Source organism: Streptococcus sp. Marseille-Q5112, from assembly GCF_916700555.1.
Lineage (GTDB): Bacteria > Bacillota > Bacilli > Lactobacillales > Streptococcaceae > Streptococcus > Streptococcus symci.
This window is the reverse complement of record NZ_CAKAKP010000002.1, coordinates 95756-119281: the sequence shown is the minus strand read 5'-3', so window position 1 is coordinate 119281 and position 23526 is coordinate 95756. Positions and strand designations below refer to the sequence as shown.

The following is a 23526-nucleotide window of genomic DNA, read 5'->3' as shown; positions in this document are numbered from 1 at the left end:
TTTTGATTGTAAAAATTAATAGATAAACATGGCGTCACCAAAACTGAAGAAGCGGTAGTGTTCTTGGATGGCATGGTGGTAGGCATCTAAGACTAATTCACGGCCTGCAAAGGCAGAAACCAACATAACCAGAGTTGATTTTGGCAGGTGGAAGTTGGTTGAGAAGGCATCCACAACCTTCCATTCATAGCCAGGTTTGATAAAGATATTGGTCCAGCCAGAATCTGCTTGGATTTGCCCATCAAACTTGGAACCAATAGTTTCCAAGGTGCGGATAGAAGTGGTTCCGACAGCGATGACGCGACCACCATTTTCCTTAACAGAGCGAAGGGTGGCAGCAGCTTCCTCAGAAAGTTGGTAGAATTCTGAGTGCATTTCGTGTTCGTCCAGATTGTCAACTGAAACGGGTCTAAAGGTTCCGAGTCCGACATGAAGCGTCAGATAGACTAGATGAACACCCTTAGCTTGGATTTCTGCCAGCAGTTCTTTGGTGAAGTGAAGACCTGCAGTAGGTGCTGCAGCAGAGCCACTTTCCTTGGCGTAAACGGTTTGATAGCGTTCACGGTCATCCAGCTTTTCGTGGATATAAGGCGGTAGCGGCATTTCTCCCAGACTTTCCAAAACTTCTAGGAAAATTCCTTGGTATTCAAAGCGGACAATGCGGCCCCCGTGAGTCAATTCTTCCGTAACAACAGCGCTGAGACGGCCATCACCAAAGCTAACGCGAGTGCCGACCTTGAGGCGTTTGGCAGGTTTTGCCAGAACTTCCCACTCGTCTCCAGCAGTATTTTTGAGCAGGAGAAGTTCCACATGGCCTCCTGTTTCTTCCTTTTGACCATAGAGGCGGGCAGGGAGAACGCGGGTGTCGTTCATAACGAGGGCATCACCAGGTTCCAGCATATCAATAATGGAGTGGAAGTGTTTATCCTGCATTTCTCCCGTCTCACGGTTGACAATGAGGAGTTTAGAGGCATCTCGTTTTTCAAGGGGCGTTTGAGCAATCAATTCCTCGGGTAAGTAGAAATCAAAATCAGCTGTATTCATATATTTGTTCATTCTTTCTAAGTTCTAATCTTATCCATTATAACATGTTTCAAGTTTGGACGCTCTTTTTTTGAAAATTAAACCGTTTTCACTTGACAAAAATTGGTCTATACCATATAATAAATATAGATTGAAACGGAGGATAAAAAGATGAAAGTTATTAAAGTTGAAAACCAAATCGAAGGTGGAAAAGTTGCTTTTGAGATTTTGAAGGAAAAATTAGCCAATGGAGCTCAAACCCTAGGACTTGCGACAGGAAGTAGCCCACTTGAATTTTACAAGGAAATTGTTGAGAGTGACCTTGATTTTTCAAATCTAACCAGTGTCAACCTTGATGAGTATGTAGGCCTTGATGGGGACAACCCACAGTCTTATCGTTACTTCATGCAAGAAAACTTGTTTAACCAAAAACCATTTAAAGAAAGTTTCTTGCCTCGTGGGGTTAAGGACAATGCTGAAGCTGAAGTAGAACGCTACAACCAAATTTTGGCTGACCATCCAGTTGACCTCCAAATCTTGGGAATCGGTCGCAATGGACATATCGGCTTTAATGAGCCTGGTACTCCATTTGACAGTCAAACACATCTAGTCGAACTTGACCAGTCTACTATCGAAGCCAATGCTCGCTTCTTTGACAAGATTGAAGATGTTCCAACCCAAGCCATTTCAATGGGGATTAAAAACATCTTGGATGCCAAGTCAATCCTTCTCTTTGCTTATGGTGAATCAAAAGCAGAAGCCATTGCTGGAACCGTGTCTGGTCCAGTGACTGAGAACTTACCAGCAAGTAGCCTACAAAACCACCCTGATGTGACTATTATTGCAGATGCAGAAGCGCTTAGCTTGTTAGAAAAATAAAAAGTATAAAAACCACTTGCTCTTTGGAGTGAGTGGTTTTTTACTTCAAATGTTCACTATCCTGCTAAAAGAAATTTTTCTGTAAATTCCCGTAACAGTTGTCGATATTTCATATAAAAAGGTATCCAATAGAAAATTATTAAATGTCTGTAAACTGTGATATAATCGTATTGACTATTTTTTATGATACTATACGATTTTTATTAAGACAGTCGATAGTTGTTGATGCTGGAAACCATGATATAACTGGCAATTCCTGACATGTGAAGAAAGGTTGAAATCCAGCCTGTTATATTTGGTAGAAGCATGGTGAGAGATAGAACGATTAAAAGGATATAAAATAGTTTTAATCCTAAATTGAAATTTTTCCATATACTAAACATATTCATCACCCCACCCGTTACAAAAGCATAGCCAATAGCAGAGATACCCAATGCCTGAATTTCTTGATTCTGTGTTAATATATGGAATGCAATTGAAGATATTATCATAGAAGTAATAAAAACTAAAAATACATATTTTGATCCCCTTTTATACTCCAATAGCCCACCAAAAGGAAGGAACATTAAAGTATTTAAAACTAAATGAAACCATATAAACCATACTGGTGCTTCTTTACTTCCATGCATAAATGTACCACTAAAGTATTGCCAACAATAAATTGGCTTTGAATGAAATGCAAATAAGTCATACATTACACTTCCCAAAAAGGTAGTAAGAATTCCTAGCAATAAACAAATTACAACTAAAATACTGACCACAGGGCAAATTTTTATGATTCTTTTCATGTTATAGATTCACTTCTAAATAATACTAATTTTTGCTAATCAATATGTGCCACTATTATATCATTTTCATCTATAAATGTTAATCAATTTTAACAAGATTAAAATTGAAGATAATATAAGTTTATGGCAGTTTTTTCTTGACAATTATTCCTTTTACGTGTAAAATAGAATAGATCTTGAACTTGAAGGGAGTGAAAAAAATGTCTAAAACAGTAGTACGTAAGAATGAATCTCTTGACGACGCACTTCGTCGTTTCAAACGTGCGGTTACTAAAGCTGGTACTCTTCAAGAAACACGCAAACGTGAATTCTATGAAAAACCTTCTGTAAAACGTAAACGTAAATCAGAAGCAGCTCGTAAACGTAAAAAATTCTAATTAGAAATGAAAGGCTGGAGAAATCTAGTCCTTTTTCTTTTAATACTCTTCGAAAATCAAATTCAAACCACGTCAACGTTGCCTTGACGTACTCAAGTACAGCCTACGGCTAGTTTCCTAGTTTGCTCTTTGATTTTCATTGAGTATAAATAAATAATCCAAAGCCTGCAAAAATCTCAAATATCCTACTACAATTTGATATAATAGAGAGAAGAACTCATTTGAAGGAGGAAATGATGTCGGTTTTAGTAAAAGAAGTGATTGAAAAGCTTAGACTAGACATTGTCTATGGCGAACCAGAATTACTTGAAAAGGAAATTAATACCGCGGACATTACGCGACCTGGTCTTGAAATGACGGGCTATTTTGACTATTATACGCCTGAGCGGATTCAACTTTTGGGAATGAAGGAGTGGTCCTATCTCGTTTCAATGTCCTCTCACAACCGTTACCAAGTCTTGAAAAAAATGTTTCTACCTGAGACACCTGCGGTCATTGTTGCTCGTGGTTTGGTGGTTCCAGAGGAAATGTTAAAGGCAGCCAGAGAATGTAAGATTGCTATCTTAACCAGCCGTACAGCGACAAGTCGTTTATCTGGAGAGTTATCTAGTTATCTGGATTCACGTTTAGCAGAACGTACCAGTGTGCACGGTGTCTTGATGGATATCTATGGTATGGGTGTCTTGATTCAGGGTGATAGTGGCATCGGTAAGAGTGAGACAGGTCTGGAACTTGTCAAACGTGGCCACCGCTTGGTAGCTGATGACCGTGTCGATATCTTTGCCAAGGATGAGATTACTCTTTGGGGTGAACCAGCTGAGATCTTGAGACACCTGATTGAAATTCGTGGGGTTGGGATTATCGATGTCATGAGCCTCTACGGTGCGAGTGCTGTCAAGGATTCTTCACAAGTTCAGCTGGCTGTTTACTTGGAAAATTACGATACACATAAGACGTTTGATCGTCTTGGAAACAATGCAGAGGAAATAGAAATTTCTGGCGTATCTATTCCTCGTATTCGTATTCCAGTTAAAACAGGTCGTAATATTTCTGTCGTGATTGAGGCAGCTGCCATGAATTATCGTGCCAAGGAAATGGGCTTTGATGCGACACGTTTGTTCGAAGAACGCTTGACAAATCTCATTGCTCAAAACGAGGTGCCTAATGCTTGATCCAATTGCTATTCATCTAGGCCCTCTAGCCATTCGTTGGTATGCCTTGTGTATTGTTACAGGTTTGATTCTTGCGGTTTATTTGACCATGAAAGAAGCGCCTAGAAAGAAGATCATACCAGACGATATTTTAGATTTTATCTTGATAGCCTTTCCCTTGGCTATTTTAGGAGCGCGTCTCTACTATGTCATTTTCCGTTTTGATTACTATAGTCAGAATTTGGGAGAGATTTTTGCCATTTGGAATGGTGGTTTGGCCATTTACGGTGGTTTGATAACTGGTGCCCTTGTGCTTTATATCTTTGCTGATCATAAACTTATCAATACTTGGGATTTCCTAGATATTGCGGCGCCTAGCGTCATGATTGCCCAAAGTCTAGGCCGCTGGGGTAATTTCTTTAACCAAGAAGCTTATGGTGCAGCAGTGGATAATCTGGATTATCTACCTGCTTTTATCCGTGACCAGATGTATATTGAGGGGAGCTACCGTCAACCGACTTTCCTTTATGAGTCCTTATGGAATTTACTTGGATTTGCCTTGATTTTGATATTCAGACGAAAATGGAAGAGCCTCAGACGAGGTCATATCACTGCCTTTTACTTGATTTGGTATGGTTTCGGTCGTATGGTCATCGAAGGTATGCGGACAGATAGTCTCATGTTCTTTGGTCTTCGAGTGTCTCAATGGCTTTCAGTTGTTCTTATCGGATTGGGTATTTTTATCATTCTATATCAAAATCGAAAGAAGGCCCCTTACTATATTTCAGAGGAGGAAAACTAAATGTTAGAAGTTGCATATATTCTTGTTGCCCTAGCTTTGATTGTCTTTTTAGTTTATCTAATCATTACTGTACAAAAGCTTGGACGTGTTATCGATGAAACAGAGAAGACGATTAAAACATTAACTTCAGATGTGGATGTGACCTTGCATCATACCAATGAATTGCTAGCTAAGGTCAATGTCTTGGCAGATGATATTAATGTCAAGGTGGCAACGATTGATCCACTCTTTAGTGCTGTTGCAGATTTATCTCTATCTGTTTCAGATCTTAATGACCATGCGCGTGTCTTGAGCAAGAAAGCTTCATCAGCTGGTTCAAAAACCATTAAGACTGGTGCAAGTTTGTCAGCTCTTCGTCTTGCAAGTAAATTTTTCAAAAAATAAAAAAGGAGAATTCTTATGGGTAAACTATCCTCAATCCTTTTAGGAACCGTTTCAGGTGCAGCTCTTGCCTTGTTTTTAACAAGCGACAAGGGCAAACAAGTTTGCAGTCAGGCTCAAGATTTTCTAGATGACTTGAGAGAAGATCCTGAGTATGCCAAGGAGCAGGTCTGTGAAAAACTGACAGAAGTCAAGGAGCAGGCTACAGATTTTGTTCTTAAAACCAAAGAACAGGTTGAGTCAGGTGAAATCACTGTAGACAGTGTCCTTGCCCAAGCCAAATCATGTGCTCGTCAAGCGACAGAAGCATCAAAAAATCAATTCAATAATCTAAAAGAGCAATGGCAAGAAAAGGCCGAAACTCTTGATGAATCAGAAGAGATTGTTATTGACATAACAGAAGAATAAACCATCACCATCTCTGGACGGACTATGTGTCTGGGGATGGTGATTTTTTTCTCGTAGCGTGTCTTTGTGGTATAATAATTACTATGCAGAAAAAACCAACGTCAGCCTATGTGCACATCCCATTTTGTACCCAGATTTGTTATTATTGTGACTTTTCAAAAGTTTTTATCAAGAATCAGCCGGTAGATAGTTATTTGGAACATCTGTTAGAAGAGTTTCAATCTTATGATATTCAAAAGTTGCGAACCCTCTACATCGGTGGTGGCACACCGACAGCTTTGTCAGCTTCGCAACTGGAGGTGTTATTGAAGGGATTGACTAAAAACTTGGACCTGTCTGTTTTAGAAGAGTTGACTATTGAGGCTAATCCAGGCGACTTGGATGCGGATAAGATTGCTGTTTTGAAAAACTCGGCTGTCAACCGTGTTTCGCTAGGTGTGCAGACCTTTGATGACAAGATGCTGAAAAAGATTGGGCGCAGTCATTTGGAGAAGGATATTTATGAAAATATCGACCGCCTGAAACTGGCTGGTTTTGATAATATCTCTATCGATTTGATTTATGCGCTGCCTGGTCAGACTATGGAGCAGGTCAAGGACAATGTGGCTAAGGCTATTGGGCTGGATATTCCCCATATGAGTTTGTATAGCTTGATTTTAGAAAACCATACGGTTTTTATGAACCGGATGAGACGAGGGAAATTGCCTCTGCCTAAGGAGGAACTGGAGGCTGAGATGTTTGAGTATATCATCGCAGAGTTGGAGCGAGCTGGTTTTGAGCATTATGAGATTTCTAATTTCTCCAAGCCTGGTTTTGAAAGTCGCCACAATCTCATGTACTGGGATAATGCTGAGTACTATGGCATCGGTGCTGGGGCATCTGGTTATGTTAATAGAGTGCGCTATAAAAATCATGGTCCCATTCGTCATTATCTCAGTGCGGTTGAGGAAGGAAATGCTCGTATTACAGAAGAACACCTGAGTCAAAAAGAGCAAATGGAAGAAGAGATGTTCCTGGGGCTCCGCAAGAAATCAGGGGTCTCTATGGCACGATTTGAGGAAAAATTTGGACGGTCTTTTGATGGACTTTATGGAGAAATTGTCAAGGACTTAGTTCAACAAGGTCTCATGCAACTAGACGGTGACCGAGTTCGCATGACAAAGAGAGGTCTCTTTTTAGGAGATACTGTAGCAGAACGATTTATTTTGGAGTAGAATGATGGGTTTAACTTATCAAATGAAAATGAAAATTCCTTTTGATATGGCTGATATGAACGGTCATATCAAGCTTCCAGATGTGATTTTGCTGTCCCTGCAAGTTTCAGGGATGCAATCGATTGAACTGGGTGTTAGTGATAAGGCCATTTTGGAAAACTATAATCTGGTCTGGATTATCACAGATTATGATATTGAGGTGGCTCGTTTGCCTCGTTTTGCGGAAGAAATCACTATCGAAACGGAAGCTTTGAGCTATAATCGACTTTTTTGCTACCGTCGCTTTACCATTTATGATGAAACGGGGCAGGAGCTCATTCACATGATGGCGACCTTTGTTCTCATGGACCGAGACAGTCGAAGAGTTCATGTTGTCGAGCCTGAGATTGTGGCTCCTTACCAGTCTGATTTTGATAAAAAACTTATCCGCGGGCCAAAGTATGAGTCCTTGAACGAATCAATCAGCAAGGATTACCATGTCCGTTTTTACGATTTGGATATGAATGGTCATGTCAATAACAGTAAATACTTGGACTGGATTTTTGAGGTCATGGGAGCGGATTTTTTGACCCACTATATTCCCAAGAAAATCAATCTCAAGTATGTCAAGGAAGTTCGACCAGGTGGGGTGATTACATCGGCTGTTGAACGAACTGGACTGGAAACCAAGCATGAGATTACAAGTGATGGGGCTACCAATGCCCAAGCAATTATCACTTGGCAAGAAATGAAGAAGGATTAGAGAAAAATATGAAATATAAAGGCTATTTAATTGATTTAGACGGAACCATTTATAAGGGGAAAGATCGAATTCCAGCAGGAGAAGCTTTTGTCCATGAATTGCAAAAGCGGAATATCCCCTATCTTTTTGTAACAAACAATACAACCCGCACTCCAGAGAGTGTTCAAGAGATGTTGGCTCAGAATTTTAATATCGATACGCCCCTATCGACTGTCTACACAGCGACTTTGGCAACGATCGACTATATGAACGACTTGGGGCTTGAAAAGACCGTCTATGTCATCGGAGAAGCAGGGCTCAAGGAAGCCATCAAGGCAGCTGGTTATGTGGAAAAGAAGGAAAACCCTGCCTATGTGGTAGTAGGCCTGGACTGGCAAGTCGACTATGAAAAATTTGCGACAGCAACTCTAGCTATCCAAAAGGGTGCTCACTTTATCGGAACCAACCCTGACCTCAACATCCCGACAGAACGCGGTCTTTTGCCAGGTGCTGGTTCACTGATTACCCTGCTTGAAGTAGCAACACGAGTGAAGCCTGTTTATATTGGAAAACCAAATGCCATCATTATGGATAAGGCGGTTGAGCACTTAGGTTTGGAACGTGAAGAGTTAATCATGGTCGGGGACAACTATTTAACAGATATCCGAGCAGGGATTGACAATGGCATTCCAACGCTCTTGGTGACAACAGGTTTTACCAAGGCGGAAGAAGTAGCAGACCTACCAATCGCACCGACTCATGTGGTTTCTAGCCTTGCGGAGTGGAATTTTGATGAAAACTAAACTGACTTTTTGGGGCTCTATGGTCTTTCTTCTGTCCCTCTCAATCCTTCTGACTATTTATCTAGCTTGGATTTTTTATCCGCTGGAAATTCAGTGGCTGAATTTAACAGATCGAGTTTATCTAAAACCAGAAACCATTCAGTACAACTTTCATATCTTGATGGATTACCTGACCAATCCTTTTAGTCAGGACTTGCAGATGCCTGATTTTCGTTCGTCAGCAGCTGGTCTGCACCACTTTGCGGTGGTCAAGAATCTCTTCCACTTGGTTCAGATAGTAGCTCTAGTGACACTGCCAAGTTTCTATTTCTTTGTCAAAGGGATTGTGAAAAAGGGCTTTTTGTCTCTCTTTTATAAAAGTCTCCTAGCTCTAGTAGTCTTGCCTTTGCTGATTGGTCTTGGGGGAGTTTTGATTGGTTTTGACCAATTCTTTACCCTTTTCCATCAAATTCTCTTTGTGGGAGATGATACCTGGCTTTTTGATCCAGCCAAGGATCCTGTTATTATGATTTTGCCAGAGACCTTTTTCCTTCATGCCTTCCTCCTCTTTTTTGCCCTCTATGAAAGCTTCTTTGGTTTTCTGTACCTGAAAAGTCATAGTAAATAATACTAAAGATATTCTTATTTTGCATAAATCAATTAGGTATGTGATTCGAAACTATTGTCAAGAATGAATTAATCAAATCCAAAAAGAGTTAATCGTTCGCAAACAGTCTATTTTTCTTGAAAAAATAGGCTTTTTTTTCTAAAAATCTCTAGTCAAGCGCTTTATTTTTTTGTATAATAGAATTAGCAAAGTATAGATAAGAAGAGAAAAGCATGATTACACTATTTCTATCACCGAGCTGTACTTCATGTCGTAAGGCAAAGGCTTGGTTAGAAAAACATAAGGTGCCCTTTGAGGAGCACAATATTATGACCAGTCCTTTAACAAGAAAAGAATTGCAACATATTCTTTCCTTGACCGAAAATGGTACTGATGACATCATTTCAACTCGTTCAAAAATTTTTCAAAAATTAGATATTGATGTAGAAAGTATTTCGGTATCGGAATTGCTTCATTTGATTGAGCAGTATCCTAGTCTTTTGCGTCGTCCCATTATTATTGATGCCAAACGTATGCAGATCGGTTTTAATGAAGATGAGATTCGTGCTTTTCTCCCTCGTAGTTACCGTAAGCAAGAACTAAAAGAAGCAAGAATGAGAGCTGGTATTAGTTAATGAACAAACAGTATAGTTACCCACTAGATTTGTCGTGGAGCACTGAAGAACTTGCTTCAGTGCTTTCTTTTTTTAATGATGTTGAAGCTGCCTATGAAGGCAAGGTAGAGGCTAAAAAGTTACTGGACTCCTATAAGGGATTCAAAGCGGTCGTGCCAAGTAAGAGCGAAGAAAAACGTTTGGGACGAGAATTTGAAACAGTTAGTGGCTATTCGCTTTATCGAGCAGTTCAGGCTGCCAAGGAAAAAGGGGAAGGGAAGATTTCTCTTGGAAAGTAAATTTGAATTTGCCAAAGAGCTTGTTAAGAGAGCGGGCCAGTACATCCTTGACCATATGCAGGAAGACTTGCGTGTTGAAACCAAGTCCTCTCCAACAGATTTGGTGACCAAACTGGACAAGGAAGTTCAGGAGCTATTGGTTGGTGAGATTTTGTCTCGTTATCCTGAAGATAAGATTTGTGCTGAAGAAGGTTGTCTGCGAGCCTCGGTTCAAGAGGGCAAGGTTTGGGTTATTGATCCCATTGATGGGACCAATAATTTTGTCGCCCAGCAGGAAGATTTTGCTGTTATGATGGCTTATTTTGAAAATGGCCAGGGACAGTTTGGACTGATTTATGATGTGGTCAAAGGGGATTGTTATCACGGTGGTGGTAAGTTTCCGGTTTGTCGAAACGATAAGCCTCTAGCTCCTTTTAAACCAAAACTACTTGGAGATTTCCTTATTGCAGGGAATAGTGGCATGCTGGAAACCAATGAATGGGGCTTGGCTGATTTGAGTCGTGCGGTCCTCGGTGTTCGTGTCTATGGGAGTGCGGCCATTAGTTTTGCTAAGATTTTGTCAGGGCATTTGTTGACCTATGTCACCTATCTGCAACCATGGGATTATGCTGCTGCTAGTATTTTAGGGGAAAGTCTGGGCTATCGGGTGGTGACCCTATCTGGTCAACCGCTTGATTTTCAAACCAGACAGCCGGTCATGATGCTACCTCTTGAGATGCAGGAGGAAATTCAGTCCTATATTTACGAAAGGAAAAAAACTTAAATGCAATTTCCAGAAGGATTTGTTGAAAAATATGAAGAGATACTAGGAGATGAGGCAAGAGATTTTCTTGCCTCTTTTGAGGAGGAAGCGGTTTCGGCTTTTCGGGTCAATCCTTTAAAAGAAGCGCCAGTTTCCTTTCCTGATGCCATTCCTCAAACACCTTGGGGCCACTATGGTAAGGTTTCAGGGAAATCGTCTGAACATGCTACTGGTTTGGTTTATTCGCAAGAACCTGCTGCCCAGATGGTTGCTCAGGTAGCCCAGCCCAGTCCTGGTATGAAAGTCTTGGATTTGGCTGCTGCACCGGGTGGAAAATCAACTCAGTTAGCAGCCTATCTAGCAGGGGAGGGTCTCCTTGTTTCCAATGAAATTTCAAGCAAACGGGCTAAGATTTTAGTAGAAAACATGGAGCGCTTTGGAGCGACAAATGTCGTGGTGACCAATGAATCTGCTGACCGCTTGGCCAAGGTTTTTAAGGGCTATTTTGACCTCATTGTCCTTGATGCTCCTTGCTCAGGGGAAGGGATGTTCCGTAAGCAACCAGATGCTATGGATTATTGGAGCTTAGATTATCCGAGTCAATGTGCTAGCTTGCAAAGAGAAATTCTGGAAGATGCAGTAAACATGCTAGCTGATGGTGGTCGTCTGGTTTATTCAACTTGTACCTGGGCCCCCGAGGAAAACGAAGAGATTGTCAATTGGCTACTGGAAGAGTATGATTTTGATTTGCTGCCAGTTGAACATATCAATGGAATGGTAGCTGGTATTGACCTGCCAGAAACAGCTCGGATGTACCCTCATCAGTTTAAGGGAGAGGGGCAGTTTGTAGCTCATTTACAATTTAGAGGTGACAATCCAGCTCCTAAATTTAAGGCAAGTAAGAGCAATCTCAGCCGAGAACAAGTTACTTTGTGGCAGGAATTTGCCCAAAAACACCTGAAAATCAATCTAAGGGGAATCTTGCAGACTTTTGGTGACCAACTCTATCTCCTGCCAGAATTTTTGCCAGATTTAGGGAAGCTCAAGATTGCTCGTAATGGACTGCATCTGGGTACCTTTAAGAAGAAACGCTTTGAGCCTAGTTTTGCTCTTGGTCTAGCCTTGAAACCGAGTCAGGTCAAGCAGTCGGTTGAAATTGACCAAGAAGAGTTTGTAAAGTATGTGGCTGGAGAAACTGTTCATCTGGCAGAAAGTCTGCCAAATGGTTGGTACCAAGTTTTGGTTCAAGGCAATGGGTTGGGCTTTGCTAAGGTGACTGGAAATGTTTTGAAAAATTATTTTCCAAAAGGCCTAAGATTCAAGTGAAAATGCTAGTCAAAGTAGCTTGTCTATGTTATAGTGGAAGTATGGATTTTTTTCAAATTGTCTTTCATTTTAAGTCAAAATTGGTGGAGATGGTAACTAAGCAAATTTCTAGTTAAACCAAGCTAATACTCTTCGAAAATCAAATTCAAACCGCGTCAACGTCGCCTTGCCGTACTCAAGTACAGCCTGCGGCTAGTTTCCTAGTTTGCTCTTTGATTTTCATTGAGTATAAGAACTTCAGTTGGCTCCCAATTTTAAAAAAGAAAAACATAAATAAATAGTTGAAAAAATTCACAGCATTCACCATTATTTTCAAGGAGAAAAACAGTGAAAAAAAGGAAAAAACTCGCTCTATCCCTTGCAGCTCTTTTGCTGGCAGGTTCTTTGGCGGGATGTGCTAGCTGGATTGATCGTGGGGAATCCATGACAGCTGTTGGCTCAACGGCTCTTCAGCCCTTGGTCGAAGCAGCAGCAGATGAATTTGGCTCTATGCACATTGGAAAAACAGTTAACGTCCAAGGTGGCGGATCTGGTACAGGTCTGTCTCAGGTTCAGTCTGGAGCCGTTGATGTAGGAAATTCAGACGTATTTGCCGAGGAAAAAGACGGTATCAACGCATCCGCTCTAGTGGACCATAAGGTAGCCGTAGCGGGCTTGGCAGTCATTGTAAACAAAGAAGTTGATGTTGAAAATCTGACAACTGAACAACTCCGTAGCATCTTCACAGGTCAAGTGACCAACTGGAAAGAAGTCGGTGGGAAAGACCTAGCAATTTCCATTATCAACCGCGCGGCAAGTTCAGGTTCACGTGCAACCTTTGATAGTGTTATCATGGATGGTCAATCTGCCGTGCAGAGTCAAGAACAGGATTCAAATGGGATGGTTAAAAACATTGTTTCTCAGACACCAGGAGCCATTTCTTACCTAGCCTTTGCCTATGTGGATGACTCGGTTAAACGCATGAAGTTGAATGGCTATGAGCCGATTGCAGAAAATGTTACAACCAATAACTGGCCTTTGTGGTCTTATGAACACATGTATACCCTAGGTCAACCAAATGAATTGGTGGCAGAATTTCTCAACTTTGTCCTCTCTGATGAAGCGCAAAGTGGAATCGTTAAGGGAATGGGCTATATTTCTGTCAAGGAAATGAAGGTTGAAAAAGATGCTGTCGGAACGGTGACAGCACTAGAAGGGAGTCAATAATGAATCAAGAAGAATTAGCTAAAAAATTGCTTTCTCCCTCAAAGAACTCTCGTCTAGAGAAACTAGGGAAAGGCTTGACCTTTGCCTGTCTGTCTTTGATTGTCATCATTGTGGCTATGATTTTGATTTTCGTAGCCCAAAAAGGTTTGTCGACTTTCTTTGTCAATGGGGTCAACATCTTTGATTTCCTATTTGGCCAAACTTGGAATCCTTCAGGTAAACAATTTGGTGCCCTTCCTATGATTTTGGGTTCCTTTATTGTCACAATCCTATCAGCCCTTATCGCAACTCCTTTTGCCATTGGTGCGGCAGTATTTATGACAGAGGTCTCACCAAAAGGTGCTAGAATCTTGCAACCAGCCATTGAATTGCTAGTCGGGATTCCTTCAGTTGTGTATGGATTTATTGGTTTGCAGGTCGTAGTTCCTTTTGTCCGTAGTATCTTTGGTGGAACTGGTTTTGGGATTCTGTCAGGGATTTTCGTACTCTTTGTCATGATTTTACCGACAGTAACCTTTATGACAACAGATAGCTTGCGTGCGGTGCCTCGTCACTACCGCGAAGCAAGTTTGGCTATGGGGGCTACTCGTTGGCAAACCATCTGGCGCGTGACCTTGAAGGCAGCGCGTTCAGGGATTTTCACTGCAGTGGTCTTTGGGATGGCGCGTGCCTTTGGTGAGGCCTTGGCCATTCAGATGGTGGTCGGAAACTCAGCCGTAGTCCCAACTTCATTGACAACACCTGCTGCGACCTTGACCTCTGTGTTGACCATGGGTATTGGAAATACCGTTATGGGAACAGTTGACAATAACGTTCTCTGGTCCTTGGCCTTGGTCTTGCTCTTGATGAGTTTGGCCTTCAACAGTGTGATTAAATTGATTACGAAAGAAAGAGGAAAGAAAAACTATGCACGCTAAGAAATTAGATAAAATTGCAACAGCTGTCCTCTACTCAATTGCAGGAATTATCGTTGCCATCTTGGCATCCTTGATTCTTTATATCTTGGTTCGTGGTTTGCCCCACATCTCTTGGTCTTTCTTGACTGGCAAATCCTCTTCTTACCAAGCAGGTGGAGGGATTGGAATTCAGCTCTATAATTCCTTCTTCCTTCTGGTTATTACCTTGATTATCTCTGTTCCCTTGTCTATGGGGGCTGGGATTTTTCTAGCTGAATATGCTAAAAAAGGTCCTGTGACCAACTTTGTCAGAACCTGTATTGAAATCTTGTCTTCACTGCCATCAGTGGTTGTGGGTCTCTTTGGTTACTTGATCTTTGTAGTTCAGTTTGAGTATGGATTTTCAATCATTTCAGGTGCTTTGGCCTTGACAGTCTTTAACTTACCTCAGATGACTCGTAATGTTGAAGACAGCTTGAAACACGTTCACCATACGCAACGTGAGGCCGGCTTGGCCCTTGGAATTTCTCGCTGGGAGACAGTGGTCCATGTGGTCATTCCAGAAGCCCTTCCAGGTATTGTGACTGGGGTCGTCTTAGCTTCTGGTCGTATTTTTGGTGAGGCGGCTGCTCTCATCTATACAGCAGGACAATCCGCTCCAGCCCTAGACTGGTCTAACTGGAATATTCTCAGTGTGACTAGCCCAATCTCTATCTTCCGTCAAGCAGAAACCTTGGCTGTCCACATCTGGAAAGTCAATAGTGAAGGTACTATTCCAGATGGAACCATCGTATCAGCAGGTTCTGCGGCCGTGCTCCTCATCTTTATCCTCATCTTTAACTTTGGAGCTCGCAAACTCGGAAGCTACCTACATAAGAAATTAACCGCTGCCTAAAGGAGAAGCCATGTCAAAATATAATTGGGATGAAAAGCATATCATCACCTTTCCTGAAGAGAAAGTGGCCCTCTCTACTAAGGATTTACATGTTTACTACGGTAAAAAAGAATCCATCAAGGGCATCGATATGCAATTTGAAAAAAATAAAATTACTGCCTTAATTGGCCCTTCTGGTTCAGGGAAATCAACCTACCTCCGCAGTCTCAATCGGATGAATGATACCATTGATATTGCCAAGGTAACAGGTCAAATCCTCTATCAAGGGATTGATGTCAACCGTCCAGAAATCAATGTCTATGAGATGCGTAAGCACATTGGAATGGTCTTCCAACGACCAAATCCCTTTGCCAAGTCTATCTACCGTAACATCACTTTTGCCCATGAACGTGCAGGAGTTAAGGACAAGCAAGTCTTGGATGAAATTGTGGAAACCTCTCTTCGTCAGGCTGCCCTCTGGGATCAGGTCAAAGACGATTTGCACAAGTCAGCCTTGACCCTATCAGGTGGTCAGCAGCAACGCCTCTGTATCGCTCGTGCTATCTCTGTTAAACCAGATATCCTCTTGATGGATGAACCAGCGTCAGCTTTGGATCCGATTGCGACAGCTCAGCTGGAAGAAACCATGCTGGAATTGAAGAAGGACTTTACCATCATCATCGTGACCCACAGTATGCAGCAGGCTGCGCGTGCTAGTGACTGCACAGGATTTTTCTACTTGGGTGACTTGATCGAGTACGATAAGACCTCTAATATTTTCCAAAATGCCAAATTACAGTCGACCAATGACTACGTAACAGGACACTTTGGATAGAAAGGAAACAGTATGACAGAAGCGATTTTACAGGTTTCTGACCTGTCCGTTTACTACAATCAAAAGAAGGCCTTGAATAGTGTTTCCCTATCTTTCCAACCTAAGGAAATTACAGCCTTGATTGGTCCATCTGGATCAGGGAAGTCAACCCTCCTCAAGGCTATCAACCGCATGGGAGATCTCAATCCAGAGGTGACCACAACTGGTTCAGTGGTATACAACGGTCACAATATTTACAGCCCACGTACAGATACAGTTGAATTGCGGAAGGAAATTGGTATGGTTTTCCAACAACCAAACCCCTTCCCTATGTCTATCTACGAAAATGTTGTTTACGGGCTTCGTATCAATGGAGTGAAGGACAAGCAGGTTCTTGATGAAGCGGTAGAAAAAGCACTACAACGAGCTTCTATCTGGGATGAGGTCAAGGATCGCCTGCATGATTCAGCTATCGGGCTTTCAGGCGGACAACAGCAACGTGTCTGTGTTGCCCGTGTCTTGGCAACCAGCCCTAAAATCATTCTTTTGGATGAACCTACTTCAGCCTTGGACCCTATCTCGGCTGGTAAGATTGAGGAAACCTTGTATGGTCTAAAAGATAAATACACCATGCTCTTGGTTACGCGTTCCATGCAACAAGCCTCTCGTATTTCTGACAAGACAGGATTTTTCCTAGATGGAGATTTGATTGAGTTTAACGATACCAAGAAGATGTTCCTAAACCCACAACACAAGGAAACAGAAGATTATATTTCAGGAAAATTTGGATAAGGAGATAAATGATGTTACGTTCTCAATTTGAGGAAGATTTAGAGAAATTGCACAATCAGTTCTACGCAATGGGACAGGAAGTGTTATCCCAAATCAATCGAACAGTGCGTGCCTTTGTTACGCATGATCGTGATTTGGCCAAAGAAGTCATCGAAGACGATGCAGAAGTGAACGAATACGAAGTGAAATTAGAGAAGAAATCATTTGAAATGATTGCTCTTCAACAACCGGTTTCTCAGGACTTGCGTACAGTTCTAACCGTCTTGAAGGCTGTATCTGACTTGGAACGTATGGGTGACCATGCCGTTTCCATTGCAAGAGCAGCCATTCGTATGAAGGGGGAACAACGCATCCCGGCTGTTGAAGAAGAAATCAAGAGAATGGGTCGCGATGTCAAGAACTTCGTCGAAGCAGCCCTTGAACTCTATCTCAATGGTTCAGTGGATCAGGCCTATGAAGTAGCAGCAATGGACGAAAAAATCAACCATTACTTTGATAGCATTCGTGACTTGGCTACAGAAGAGATCAAGAAAAATCCTGATGCCATCGTTACAGGTCGTGATTATTTCCAAGTGATTGCCTTCTTGGAACGTATTGGAGACTATGCTAAAAATATCTGTGAATGGGTTGTTTACTTTGAAACAGGTAAGATTGTAGAATTATAAAGTATTTAAATAATAAAATTACTGTGAAAGCTTACTTTTTAATATAGTAAGCTTTCGTTGTATTGATGGTTTACTTTGTCAGAGGTTAATAATGAACTACATACAGAATATATGAAGGCACAAGTTATGTAGATTTTGGTGAGTTTGAAAGAATTATAAAATCTGATGTTAACTTGGGTTATGAGGTGTTCGTAGTTGATACCTTTTCTAAGATAAAATATGGCAGAAAATATAATGCTAATGACTACAATGACACCTATGAAGTGATGGAAAAATACTATGATTTGATAGATAAGTATGGTTGCACATTTATTATGATGTACCATACAAAAAAGGATTCATTAGTGAAAAGTTTAAGCGAAAAGGTCATCGGTTCACAGGCATTATCTGGTTCAGTAGATACTATTATAGCCATAGATAAAGCATCTGAATTTGACACCGAATTCAACTCGGATGTTACAAGCAGGATCTTTGAGTCAAAGATATATCAGGTTAAAATTCGTCCGTTAAAGAAGATTTTAGAGCTTGACAAGATTGATCCAATAGAAACGCTTGAACCGTCAATTCAAAGATTAGTGCAGGTCATGCCTAAATTAAAAGAAATCGAAGGAACAATCGTAGATATTTGTTCCAAAATCAATTTAGAAATTGAGGAATTGCAAACTAAACAAGAGGAGATAATCAAGAAACATAATTCATTAGCAGTTCAGTATGCGGAATTGGAACATTTAAAAAATAGCATGAATGAATATTTCGGAAGAAATAAAGCAGAGAAAAAAGAATCAGTTATTGGTGCGATTAAGAGTCAGCAGATCGAATATATGGATAAGCATAAAGAAAAGAAAGAAGTAAGCAAAGAAGTTGAACGATGAATTATGATTGGTGCGGTCTTAGGTCTATACCAATTTTTTTTGGTATCCGATTTATTTTTGCAACTATATATAGTATGTGTTATAATATAATGTATAAAAAATCCATTTTTATGGAATAAGGAGAAATAAAAATGAAATTTAACTACAATGGATTGTGGAAGTTGTTGATAGATAAGAATATGAAGAAGAAAGATTTAATTGATGAGACAGGAATATCACCAACAACGATATCAAAGATGGTTAAAGGTGATGCAGTATCTCTTTCTGTAATCGGTAAAATTTGTGAAGAATTAGGCGCAGATATAGGGGATTTGATTTGTATTGAAAAAGACATAGAGGACGATAAATAAATGGCATTTACAATTGATGTAGATGAGGGAAAATGGAGCAAAAAAGTTCTGGAAACCCTCCTTATTGATAGAACTACGAATAGAAATATTATCTGGGGAACAGATGAGTATGAGATATTAGGTAAAGAGTACTATTCTCACTATCCTATTCTTTTTAGCCTTATTACTGGTGATAATTTAAATGTTATTCAACCTAGAATACTAAAGACTAAGGAAAGTCAAGGAAATAGAACAAAGGAAAAAGCTGAGGTATTTACACCTAGCTGGGTTTGTAATGCTCAAAATAATCTGGTTGACAATGCATGGTTCGAAAAAACTTCTGTTTTTAATATAGAAAATGGAAAGTCATGGATTGCAACAACAGATAAAATAGAATTTCCACATAAAAAGAGCAAAACTTGGAAAAAATACGTTGATGAAAGAAGACTTGAAATAACTTGTGGAGAAGCACCTTATTTAGTGAGTAGATATGATACTGTAACTGGCAACCCCATAGATTTATATGAAAGAATTGGTATCTTAGATAGGAAAATGAGAGTAGTAAATGAAAATGCTACTAGTGAAGATGAATGGCTTAAATGGTCAGAAAGAGCGTTTCAAAGTGTTTATGGTTTTGAGTTCCAAGGGGACAGTCTGCTTATAGCGAGAGAAAATTTACTAATTTCGTATTGTGACTATATGCAAGAAAGACTTAAAAGGGAACCGGAAGAGAAAGAGCTTTTAAGGATAGCCAAGATAGTCTCGTGGAATCTATGGCAGATGGATGGTCTAACATATACTATTCCATATAGAGAACCGACTGAACCAAATGAACAGATGACACTGTTTGAATTTATGAAAAAAGAAGAAAATGCTTTTTGTATTATAAAAGATTGGCGAGCAAGAAAAAATATCATTTTTCAAGACTTGCTAAATAAAGAGGATTATGCAAATGAAAGAAAATAAGATTGAAGCTATAGATATACTGGATAGGATTATCATTGGTCGTGTAGAGCCCCATATCTACGCATTTACGACAAATACAGTACCAAATTATTTAAAGGTTGGCGATACATACAGACCAGTATCAAAAAGATTAAACGAATGGAGAGAATTTTTCCCAGATCTTGAAAAAAAATATGAGAATAAAGCCACAATTGATGAAGAAACTTATTTTAGAGACTATGCCATTCATCAATATCTTGAGAAAGACTTAAACAAAGAAAGATTAAAGCAAGCTGATTTAGAAGATGACATCTATTACAGTAAAGAATTTTTCAAAGAAACAGAAATAGAAGATATTGATAATGCAATCGAAGATATAAAGGAAAATTATCGAGCTAATTCAAGCAAATATGAATACTATAGTTCAAAGAATAGACTGCCCCAAACATATCATTATGAGAGGGGGGAAAATTGGGATTTAAGACCAAACCAAGAAGCTGCTGTAGATAGATTTATTAATGCTGTTAAAAATGGGCGAAGAAATCTACTAATGTATGCCGTTATGCGTTTTGGAAAATCGTTTACTTCACTTTGTTGTGCTTTAGAAATGAAAGCTCAAACTGTCTTAGTAGTGTCAGCTAAAGCAGATGTTAAGGATGAATGGAAGAAAACCGTTGAAAGTGCAGGAAACTTTTCAGAGTATGTTTTTATAGAATCATCTGATTTATTAGCTAGAGAGAATGTGATTTCTGAAAAACATTCAGAAGGCAATAAAGTAGTTATATTTCTAACTCTTCAAGATCTTCAAGGGGATAGCATTAAGGATAAACATAAGGAGCTTTTTGAAGAACAAATTGACCTTCTTATTGTTGATGAAACACATTTTGGTGCAAGAGCAGAATCCTTTGGTAAAATTTTAAAAAATGCTGGTTATGATAAGACTGATGAAAAGAACATAAGTAAACTTGAAGATGAAAATATAGATTTAGTAGACGCTGATATTGAAATTAAAAAAATCAACGCAAAAATAAGATTGCATTTATCAGGAACACCTTATCGCATTTTGATGGGAAGTGAATTTGAAAAAGAGGATATTATTTCTTTTGTTCAATTTTCTGATATTGTGAAAGAGCAGGAAGAATGGGATAGGAAACATCTTAATAATGATAATAATAATGTAAATGAATGGGACAATCCATATTATGGATTTCCTCAAATGGTTCGTTTTGCCTTTAATCCTAACGAATCTTCTCGTAAAAAAATGGAAGCTTTGAGAAAAAGTGGTGTTAGCTTTGCTTTTTCAAAATTATTTGAACCGATTTCTATTAAAAAAGATGCGAGTAATCAAGGACATAAGAAGTTTATAAACGAGTCTGAAATTTTTGATTTGCTTAAGGTCATTGATGGAAGTAAAGAAGACGAAGAGTTATTAGGATTTTTAGATTATGACAAAATCAAAGAAGGCAAGATGTGTAGACATATGGTTATGGTTTTACCTTATTGTGCTTCTTGTGATGCTATGGAAGAACTTATTAGAACAAATAAAGATATATTTAAGAACTTAAACGAATATGAAATTATAAATATTTCAGGTGTAGAAGCTAGAAGAGAGTATAGTAAGCCTGATGATATTAAGAGAAAAATTAAAGAGTGTGAAGAAGAAAATCAAAAAACATTAACACTGACGGTAAATAGAATGCTAACAGGCTCTACTGTAGAACAGTGGGATACCATGCTTTATTTTAAAGATACAGCCTCCCCTCAAGAATATGACCAATCTATTTTTAGGTTGCAAAATCAATATGTTAGAACCTTATCTAGTGAAAAAGGATTTATCAAAGAGAATTTGAAACCGCAGACTTTGTTAGTTGACTTTGATCCGAATAGATTGTTTAGAATGCAGGAGCAAAAGTCTCTTATTTACAATGTAAACACAGAAGAAAATGGAAACAGTAAGCTGAAAGAAAGAATTGTAGAGGAGCTTCGCATTTCACCGATTATTATGATGAATCATAATAAGATTAAACAGGTAGATGCTACAAATATTTTGGAGGCGGTAAGTGAATACAACAACAAAAGAAGCGTTTTAGATGAGGTAGTTGATATACCTGTTGATTTAGCTCTTTTAAATGATGCTGATATACGAAAAGTGATAGAAAGTCAGGCTGAATTTAATTCTAAAAAATCATTGACAATAGAAACAAATCAAGGAGATGGTGATGATTTGGATATTGAAGAGAAGGCAGACGAGAATAAAGCAAATGAATATAAAAAAGATAAGTCGAGTGAGGATTATTCTGGAACAAAAACAGATGATGAAGTTAAAAAGCTAGAAAGTCAGATTAAGACGTATTATCAAAGATTACTTTTCTATTCTTTCTTAACAAAAGATAAGGTATCTTCTTTAGATGATATTTTAAATACATTGGAAAAACATGATAACCAAAGAATTGCAAGTAACTTATATTTAGATAGAGTTGTTCTGCAAAAGATTAGCGATATGATGGATCCGTTTAAGAGAAGTAGTTTGGATTATAAAATTCAAAATATATCTATGCTTGCATCAGATGAAAGGCTTACTCCTCTTGACAGGGCGATGACCTCAATTAAAAAATTTAATCGAATGTCAGAATCTGAAGTTATCACTCCTTCAAAAGTGTGTGATGAGATGGTAGCATTACTACCGGAAGAGAGTTTAAGAGAAATAGTAGATAAAGAGGACAAGTTACTGGATATTGCAAGTAAATCAGGAGAATATGCAGTATCTTTATATAAGAGATTAACAACAGAACTTGGATATTCCCACAAAGATGTAGAAGACATTATTTATTCAATTCCTACATCATCAATAGCTTATGAATTTACGAGAAGATTCTATGAAATATTGAATTTGAATGTAGATAATATAGCGAGTGGGTTTAATGCGTATGATTTGATTGAAGTGAAAGATGAAAATGGAGAAGTAGACTATAAAAAAATTAATGATTTGCTTAAACAAAATAGACCATTTAGCAAAATTAGTGTAGAAGATGCAATAAAGGAAGGTGAGACTAAAGTGAAATTTGGAGCAGTAATTGGAAATCCTCCTTATCAAATAAGTGATGGTGGAGCACAGGAAAGTGCGAAACCAATTTACCATCAGTATGTATTTTTATCAAAAGAATTAGAACCAGAGAATATTTCTATGATAATTCCGTCTAGATGGTTTTCTGGAGGGAAAGGACTTCAAAAATTTAGAAAAGAAATGTTGAGTAATAAAAGAATAAAAACACTTGTTGATTTTGAAAATTTTAGGGATGTATTTCCTGGAGTTGATTTAGCAGGTGGAGCTTGCTATTTCCTTATAGATAATGCACATTTTGGAAAAGCTGTAATCGTAAATAAAAGCTCAGAGGGGGCAAATAGTTCTGAACGAAGTCTTGATGAATTTGATATATTTATAAGACAGAATTTGGCTGTAGACATAGTAAAGAAAGTTTTGAAACAAAATACTAAATTTCTTAATGATAGAGTTTCATCAAGAAAGCCTTTTTCACTACCAACAAATTATAAACCAAAGGAATCGGGAGTCCCTTGTTGGTTTATACAGAGAATTGGGAAAAAATATGCAAGTAATTCAGATGTTGTAGATAGATTTAATATGTTGGATAAATGGAAGCTTTTAGTGCCTAAATCGCCTATTGCAGGACAAACAGATTTTTCCAAACCAGTTCAGTTTTATTATGATGGTAATACCATAATTGCTAAACCAGGAGAGTGTTGTACTGAGTCTTTTATTGTTTTAGGAGCATTTGATACTGAGGAAGAAGTATTATCATTTAAAACATATATATTTAGTAAAGTTGTGAGATTTTTATTATTACAAGCTGTGGTATCTCAGGATGTAACAAAGAAAAATTATTGTTTTGTCCCTGATTTGATTCATTATAATCAAAACTATACAGATGAATTTTTAAGAAGGATTTGGAAAATAAATGATGATGAATGGAGTTACATCGATTCTCGAATAAGATGATATT

26 protein-coding genes are annotated in these 23526 nt (G+C 38.9%); 24 read left to right on the top strand and 2 right to left on the bottom strand.

Annotated elements, in window-relative coordinates; translation table 11 throughout:
• Window positions 1–15: 15 nt before the first annotated feature.
• Window positions 16–1044 carry a tRNA preQ1(34) S-adenosylmethionine ribosyltransferase-isomerase QueA gene (gene queA, locus LG372_RS02590; protein ID WP_084862482.1) on the bottom strand — a complete coding sequence of 343 codons (1029 nt, stop codon included), beginning with the start codon at window positions 1042–1044 and terminating at the stop codon, window positions 16–18.
• Window positions 1045–1194: 150 nt separating this feature from the next.
• On the opposite strand from queA, the gene LG372_RS02585 reads away from it, so the two are divergent.
• Window positions 1195–1902 (top strand): glucosamine-6-phosphate deaminase, encoded by a 708-nt coding sequence (locus LG372_RS02585; RefSeq protein ID WP_000864591.1) that lies wholly within the window; start codon window positions 1195–1197, stop codon window positions 1900–1902.
• 203 nt (window positions 1903–2105) lie between these two features.
• On the opposite strand, the gene LG372_RS02580 is transcribed toward LG372_RS02585, so the two are convergent.
• Complete coding sequence (locus tag LG372_RS02580) at window positions 2106–2690, bottom strand: rhomboid family intramembrane serine protease (protein ID WP_225742052.1); 585 nt, start codon at window positions 2688–2690, stop codon at window positions 2106–2108.
• A gap of 200 nt (window positions 2691–2890) precedes the next feature.
• Here LG372_RS02580 and rpsU point away from each other — a divergent pair, with 200 nt between their 5' ends.
• The 23 genes from rpsU (at window position 2891) to LG372_RS02465 (ending at window position 23522) form a co-directional block, all read left to right on the top strand.
• Entirely contained in the window at window positions 2891–3067 is a 177-nt protein-coding gene (rpsU, locus tag LG372_RS02575; RefSeq protein ID WP_000048054.1) for a 30S ribosomal protein S21, read from the top strand.
• A gap of 236 nt (window positions 3068–3303) precedes the next feature.
• A complete protein-coding gene (hprK, locus tag LG372_RS02570; RefSeq protein WP_185757736.1) occupies window positions 3304–4239 on the top strand; it encodes an HPr(Ser) kinase/phosphatase in 936 nt (311 codons plus the stop codon).
• Window positions 4232–5020 (top strand): prolipoprotein diacylglyceryl transferase, encoded by a 789-nt coding sequence (gene lgt, locus LG372_RS02565; protein WP_225742051.1) that lies wholly within the window; start codon window positions 4232–4234, stop codon window positions 5018–5020. Before hprK ends, lgt begins: the two co-directional genes overlap by 8 nt.
• Complete coding sequence (locus tag LG372_RS02560) at window positions 5021–5404, top strand: DUF948 domain-containing protein (RefSeq protein WP_000895039.1); 384 nt, start codon at window positions 5021–5023, stop codon at window positions 5402–5404.
• Window positions 5405–5419: 15 nt separating this feature from the next.
• The gene (locus tag LG372_RS02555; RefSeq protein ID WP_004258510.1) at window positions 5420–5809 is read left to right on the top strand and encodes a YtxH domain-containing protein; all 390 of its coding nucleotides are present in this window, start codon (window positions 5420–5422) and stop codon (window positions 5807–5809) included.
• An 83-nt stretch (window positions 5810–5892) separates the two neighbouring features.
• A complete protein-coding gene (hemW, locus tag LG372_RS02550) occupies window positions 5893–7023 on the top strand; it encodes a radical SAM family heme chaperone HemW (protein WP_225742050.1) in 1131 nt (376 codons plus the stop codon).
• Between the two features lie 4 nt (window positions 7024–7027).
• On the top strand, window positions 7028–7765 hold the full coding sequence (locus tag LG372_RS02545) for an acyl-[acyl-carrier-protein] thioesterase (RefSeq protein ID WP_225742049.1): 738 nt from the start codon (window positions 7028–7030) through the stop codon (window positions 7763–7765).
• An 8-nt stretch (window positions 7766–7773) separates the two neighbouring features.
• Window positions 7774–8547 (top strand): TIGR01457 family HAD-type hydrolase, encoded by a 774-nt coding sequence (locus LG372_RS02540; protein WP_225742048.1) that lies wholly within the window; start codon window positions 7774–7776, stop codon window positions 8545–8547.
• Window positions 8537–9154: a TIGR01906 family membrane protein gene (locus LG372_RS02535; RefSeq protein ID WP_049510451.1), complete on the top strand. Its 618-nt coding sequence runs from the start codon at window positions 8537–8539 to the stop codon at window positions 9152–9154. The genes LG372_RS02540 and LG372_RS02535 overlap by 11 nt, the downstream gene beginning before the upstream one ends.
• Before the next feature lie 212 nt (window positions 9155–9366).
• Window positions 9367–9768 carry a Spx/MgsR family RNA polymerase-binding regulatory protein gene (locus LG372_RS02530; protein ID WP_000631254.1) on the top strand — a complete coding sequence of 134 codons (402 nt, stop codon included), beginning with the start codon at window positions 9367–9369 and terminating at the stop codon, window positions 9766–9768.
• A complete protein-coding gene (locus LG372_RS02525; protein ID WP_001041974.1) occupies window positions 9768–10046 on the top strand; it encodes a UPF0223 family protein in 279 nt (92 codons plus the stop codon). The genes LG372_RS02530 and LG372_RS02525 overlap by 1 nt, the downstream gene beginning before the upstream one ends.
• Window positions 10036–10809 (top strand): inositol monophosphatase family protein, encoded by a 774-nt coding sequence (locus LG372_RS02520; protein WP_070482016.1) that lies wholly within the window; start codon window positions 10036–10038, stop codon window positions 10807–10809. The genes LG372_RS02525 and LG372_RS02520 overlap by 11 nt, the downstream gene beginning before the upstream one ends.
• Window positions 10810–12114 (top strand): RsmF rRNA methyltransferase first C-terminal domain-containing protein, encoded by a 1305-nt coding sequence (locus tag LG372_RS02515; RefSeq protein ID WP_061590284.1) that lies wholly within the window; start codon window positions 10810–10812, stop codon window positions 12112–12114.
• Between the two features lie 327 nt (window positions 12115–12441).
• The gene (locus LG372_RS02510; protein WP_061590283.1) at window positions 12442–13320 is read left to right on the top strand and encodes a phosphate ABC transporter substrate-binding protein PstS family protein; all 879 of its coding nucleotides are present in this window, start codon (window positions 12442–12444) and stop codon (window positions 13318–13320) included.
• A complete protein-coding gene (gene pstC / locus LG372_RS02505; RefSeq protein WP_001070902.1) occupies window positions 13320–14237 on the top strand; it encodes a phosphate ABC transporter permease subunit PstC in 918 nt (305 codons plus the stop codon). Before LG372_RS02510 ends, pstC begins: the two co-directional genes overlap by 1 nt.
• A complete protein-coding gene (gene pstA, locus LG372_RS02500) occupies window positions 14227–15111 on the top strand; it encodes a phosphate ABC transporter permease PstA (RefSeq protein ID WP_000543046.1) in 885 nt (294 codons plus the stop codon). Before pstC ends, pstA begins: the two co-directional genes overlap by 11 nt.
• A 10-nt stretch (window positions 15112–15121) precedes the next feature.
• Window positions 15122–15925 carry a phosphate ABC transporter ATP-binding protein PstB gene (pstB, locus tag LG372_RS02495; RefSeq protein WP_225742047.1) on the top strand — a complete coding sequence of 268 codons (804 nt, stop codon included), beginning with the start codon at window positions 15122–15124 and terminating at the stop codon, window positions 15923–15925.
• Between the two features lie 12 nt (window positions 15926–15937).
• Window positions 15938–16696, top strand: a complete 759-nt coding sequence (gene pstB / locus LG372_RS02490) for a phosphate ABC transporter ATP-binding protein PstB (protein ID WP_000133484.1) — start codon at window positions 15938–15940, stop codon at window positions 16694–16696.
• Window positions 16697–16707: 11 nt separating this feature from the next.
• Window positions 16708–17361 (top strand): phosphate signaling complex protein PhoU, encoded by a 654-nt coding sequence (phoU, locus tag LG372_RS02485; protein ID WP_000946460.1) that lies wholly within the window; start codon window positions 16708–16710, stop codon window positions 17359–17361.
• Between the two features lie 266 nt (window positions 17362–17627).
• Window positions 17628–18233 carry a hypothetical protein gene (locus LG372_RS02480; RefSeq protein WP_225742046.1) on the top strand — a complete coding sequence of 202 codons (606 nt, stop codon included), beginning with the start codon at window positions 17628–17630 and terminating at the stop codon, window positions 18231–18233.
• A gap of 131 nt (window positions 18234–18364) precedes the next feature.
• Window positions 18365–18583: a helix-turn-helix domain-containing protein gene (locus LG372_RS02475; RefSeq protein ID WP_225742045.1), complete on the top strand. Its 219-nt coding sequence runs from the start codon at window positions 18365–18367 to the stop codon at window positions 18581–18583.
• On the top strand, window positions 18584–19528 hold the full coding sequence (locus LG372_RS02470; protein ID WP_225742044.1) for a restriction endonuclease subunit M: 945 nt from the start codon (window positions 18584–18586) through the stop codon (window positions 19526–19528). It begins immediately after the preceding gene.
• Entirely contained in the window at window positions 19515–23522 is a 4008-nt protein-coding gene (locus LG372_RS02465) for an Eco57I restriction-modification methylase domain-containing protein (protein ID WP_225742043.1), read from the top strand. Before LG372_RS02470 ends, LG372_RS02465 begins: the two co-directional genes overlap by 14 nt.
• Window positions 23523–23526: the final 4 nt, after the last annotated feature.

Excerpts from the sequence above, each read along its gene's own strand:
- pstA (WP_000543046.1), top strand. The coding sequence starts at position 14,227 with ATGCACGCTAAGAAATTAGATAAAATTGCAACAGCTGTCCTCTACTCA.
- LG372_RS02530 (WP_000631254.1), top strand. The coding sequence starts at position 9,367 with ATGATTACACTATTTCTATCACCGAGCTGTACTTCATGTCGTAAGGCA.
- rpsU (WP_000048054.1), top strand. The coding sequence starts at position 2,891 with ATGTCTAAAACAGTAGTACGTAAGAATGAATCTCTTGACGACGCACTT.
- LG372_RS02525 (WP_001041974.1), top strand. The coding sequence starts at position 9,768 with ATGAACAAACAGTATAGTTACCCACTAGATTTGTCGTGGAGCACTGAA.
- LG372_RS02555 (WP_004258510.1), top strand. The coding sequence starts at position 5,420 with ATGGGTAAACTATCCTCAATCCTTTTAGGAACCGTTTCAGGTGCAGCT.
- LG372_RS02560 (WP_000895039.1), top strand. The coding sequence starts at position 5,021 with ATGTTAGAAGTTGCATATATTCTTGTTGCCCTAGCTTTGATTGTCTTT.
- LG372_RS02480 (WP_225742046.1), top strand. The coding sequence starts at position 17,628 with ATGGAAAAATACTATGATTTGATAGATAAGTATGGTTGCACATTTATT.
- pstB (WP_000133484.1), top strand. The coding sequence starts at position 15,938 with ATGACAGAAGCGATTTTACAGGTTTCTGACCTGTCCGTTTACTACAAT.
- queA (WP_084862482.1), bottom strand. The coding sequence starts at position 1,044 with ATGAATACAGCTGATTTTGATTTCTACTTACCCGAGGAATTGATTGCT.
- lgt (WP_225742051.1), top strand. The coding sequence starts at position 4,232 with ATGCTTGATCCAATTGCTATTCATCTAGGCCCTCTAGCCATTCGTTGG.
- LG372_RS02585 (WP_000864591.1), top strand. The coding sequence starts at position 1,195 with ATGAAAGTTATTAAAGTTGAAAACCAAATCGAAGGTGGAAAAGTTGCT.
- pstC (WP_001070902.1), top strand. The coding sequence starts at position 13,320 with ATGAATCAAGAAGAATTAGCTAAAAAATTGCTTTCTCCCTCAAAGAAC.
- LG372_RS02535 (WP_049510451.1), top strand. The coding sequence starts at position 8,537 with ATGAAAACTAAACTGACTTTTTGGGGCTCTATGGTCTTTCTTCTGTCC.
- LG372_RS02470 (WP_225742044.1), top strand. The coding sequence starts at position 18,584 with ATGGCATTTACAATTGATGTAGATGAGGGAAAATGGAGCAAAAAAGTT.
- pstB (WP_225742047.1), top strand. The coding sequence starts at position 15,122 with ATGTCAAAATATAATTGGGATGAAAAGCATATCATCACCTTTCCTGAA.
- LG372_RS02515 (WP_061590284.1), top strand. The coding sequence starts at position 10,810 with ATGCAATTTCCAGAAGGATTTGTTGAAAAATATGAAGAGATACTAGGA.
- hemW (WP_225742050.1), top strand. The coding sequence starts at position 5,893 with ATGCAGAAAAAACCAACGTCAGCCTATGTGCACATCCCATTTTGTACC.
- LG372_RS02540 (WP_225742048.1), top strand. The coding sequence starts at position 7,774 with ATGAAATATAAAGGCTATTTAATTGATTTAGACGGAACCATTTATAAG.
- LG372_RS02580 (WP_225742052.1), bottom strand. The coding sequence starts at position 2,690 with ATGAAAAGAATCATAAAAATTTGCCCTGTGGTCAGTATTTTAGTTGTA.
- LG372_RS02545 (WP_225742049.1), top strand. The coding sequence starts at position 7,028 with ATGGGTTTAACTTATCAAATGAAAATGAAAATTCCTTTTGATATGGCT.
- LG372_RS02475 (WP_225742045.1), top strand. The coding sequence starts at position 18,365 with ATGAAATTTAACTACAATGGATTGTGGAAGTTGTTGATAGATAAGAAT.
- LG372_RS02465 (WP_225742043.1), top strand. The coding sequence starts at position 19,515 with ATGAAAGAAAATAAGATTGAAGCTATAGATATACTGGATAGGATTATC.
- phoU (WP_000946460.1), top strand. The coding sequence starts at position 16,708 with ATGTTACGTTCTCAATTTGAGGAAGATTTAGAGAAATTGCACAATCAG.
- hprK (WP_185757736.1), top strand. The coding sequence starts at position 3,304 with ATGTCGGTTTTAGTAAAAGAAGTGATTGAAAAGCTTAGACTAGACATT.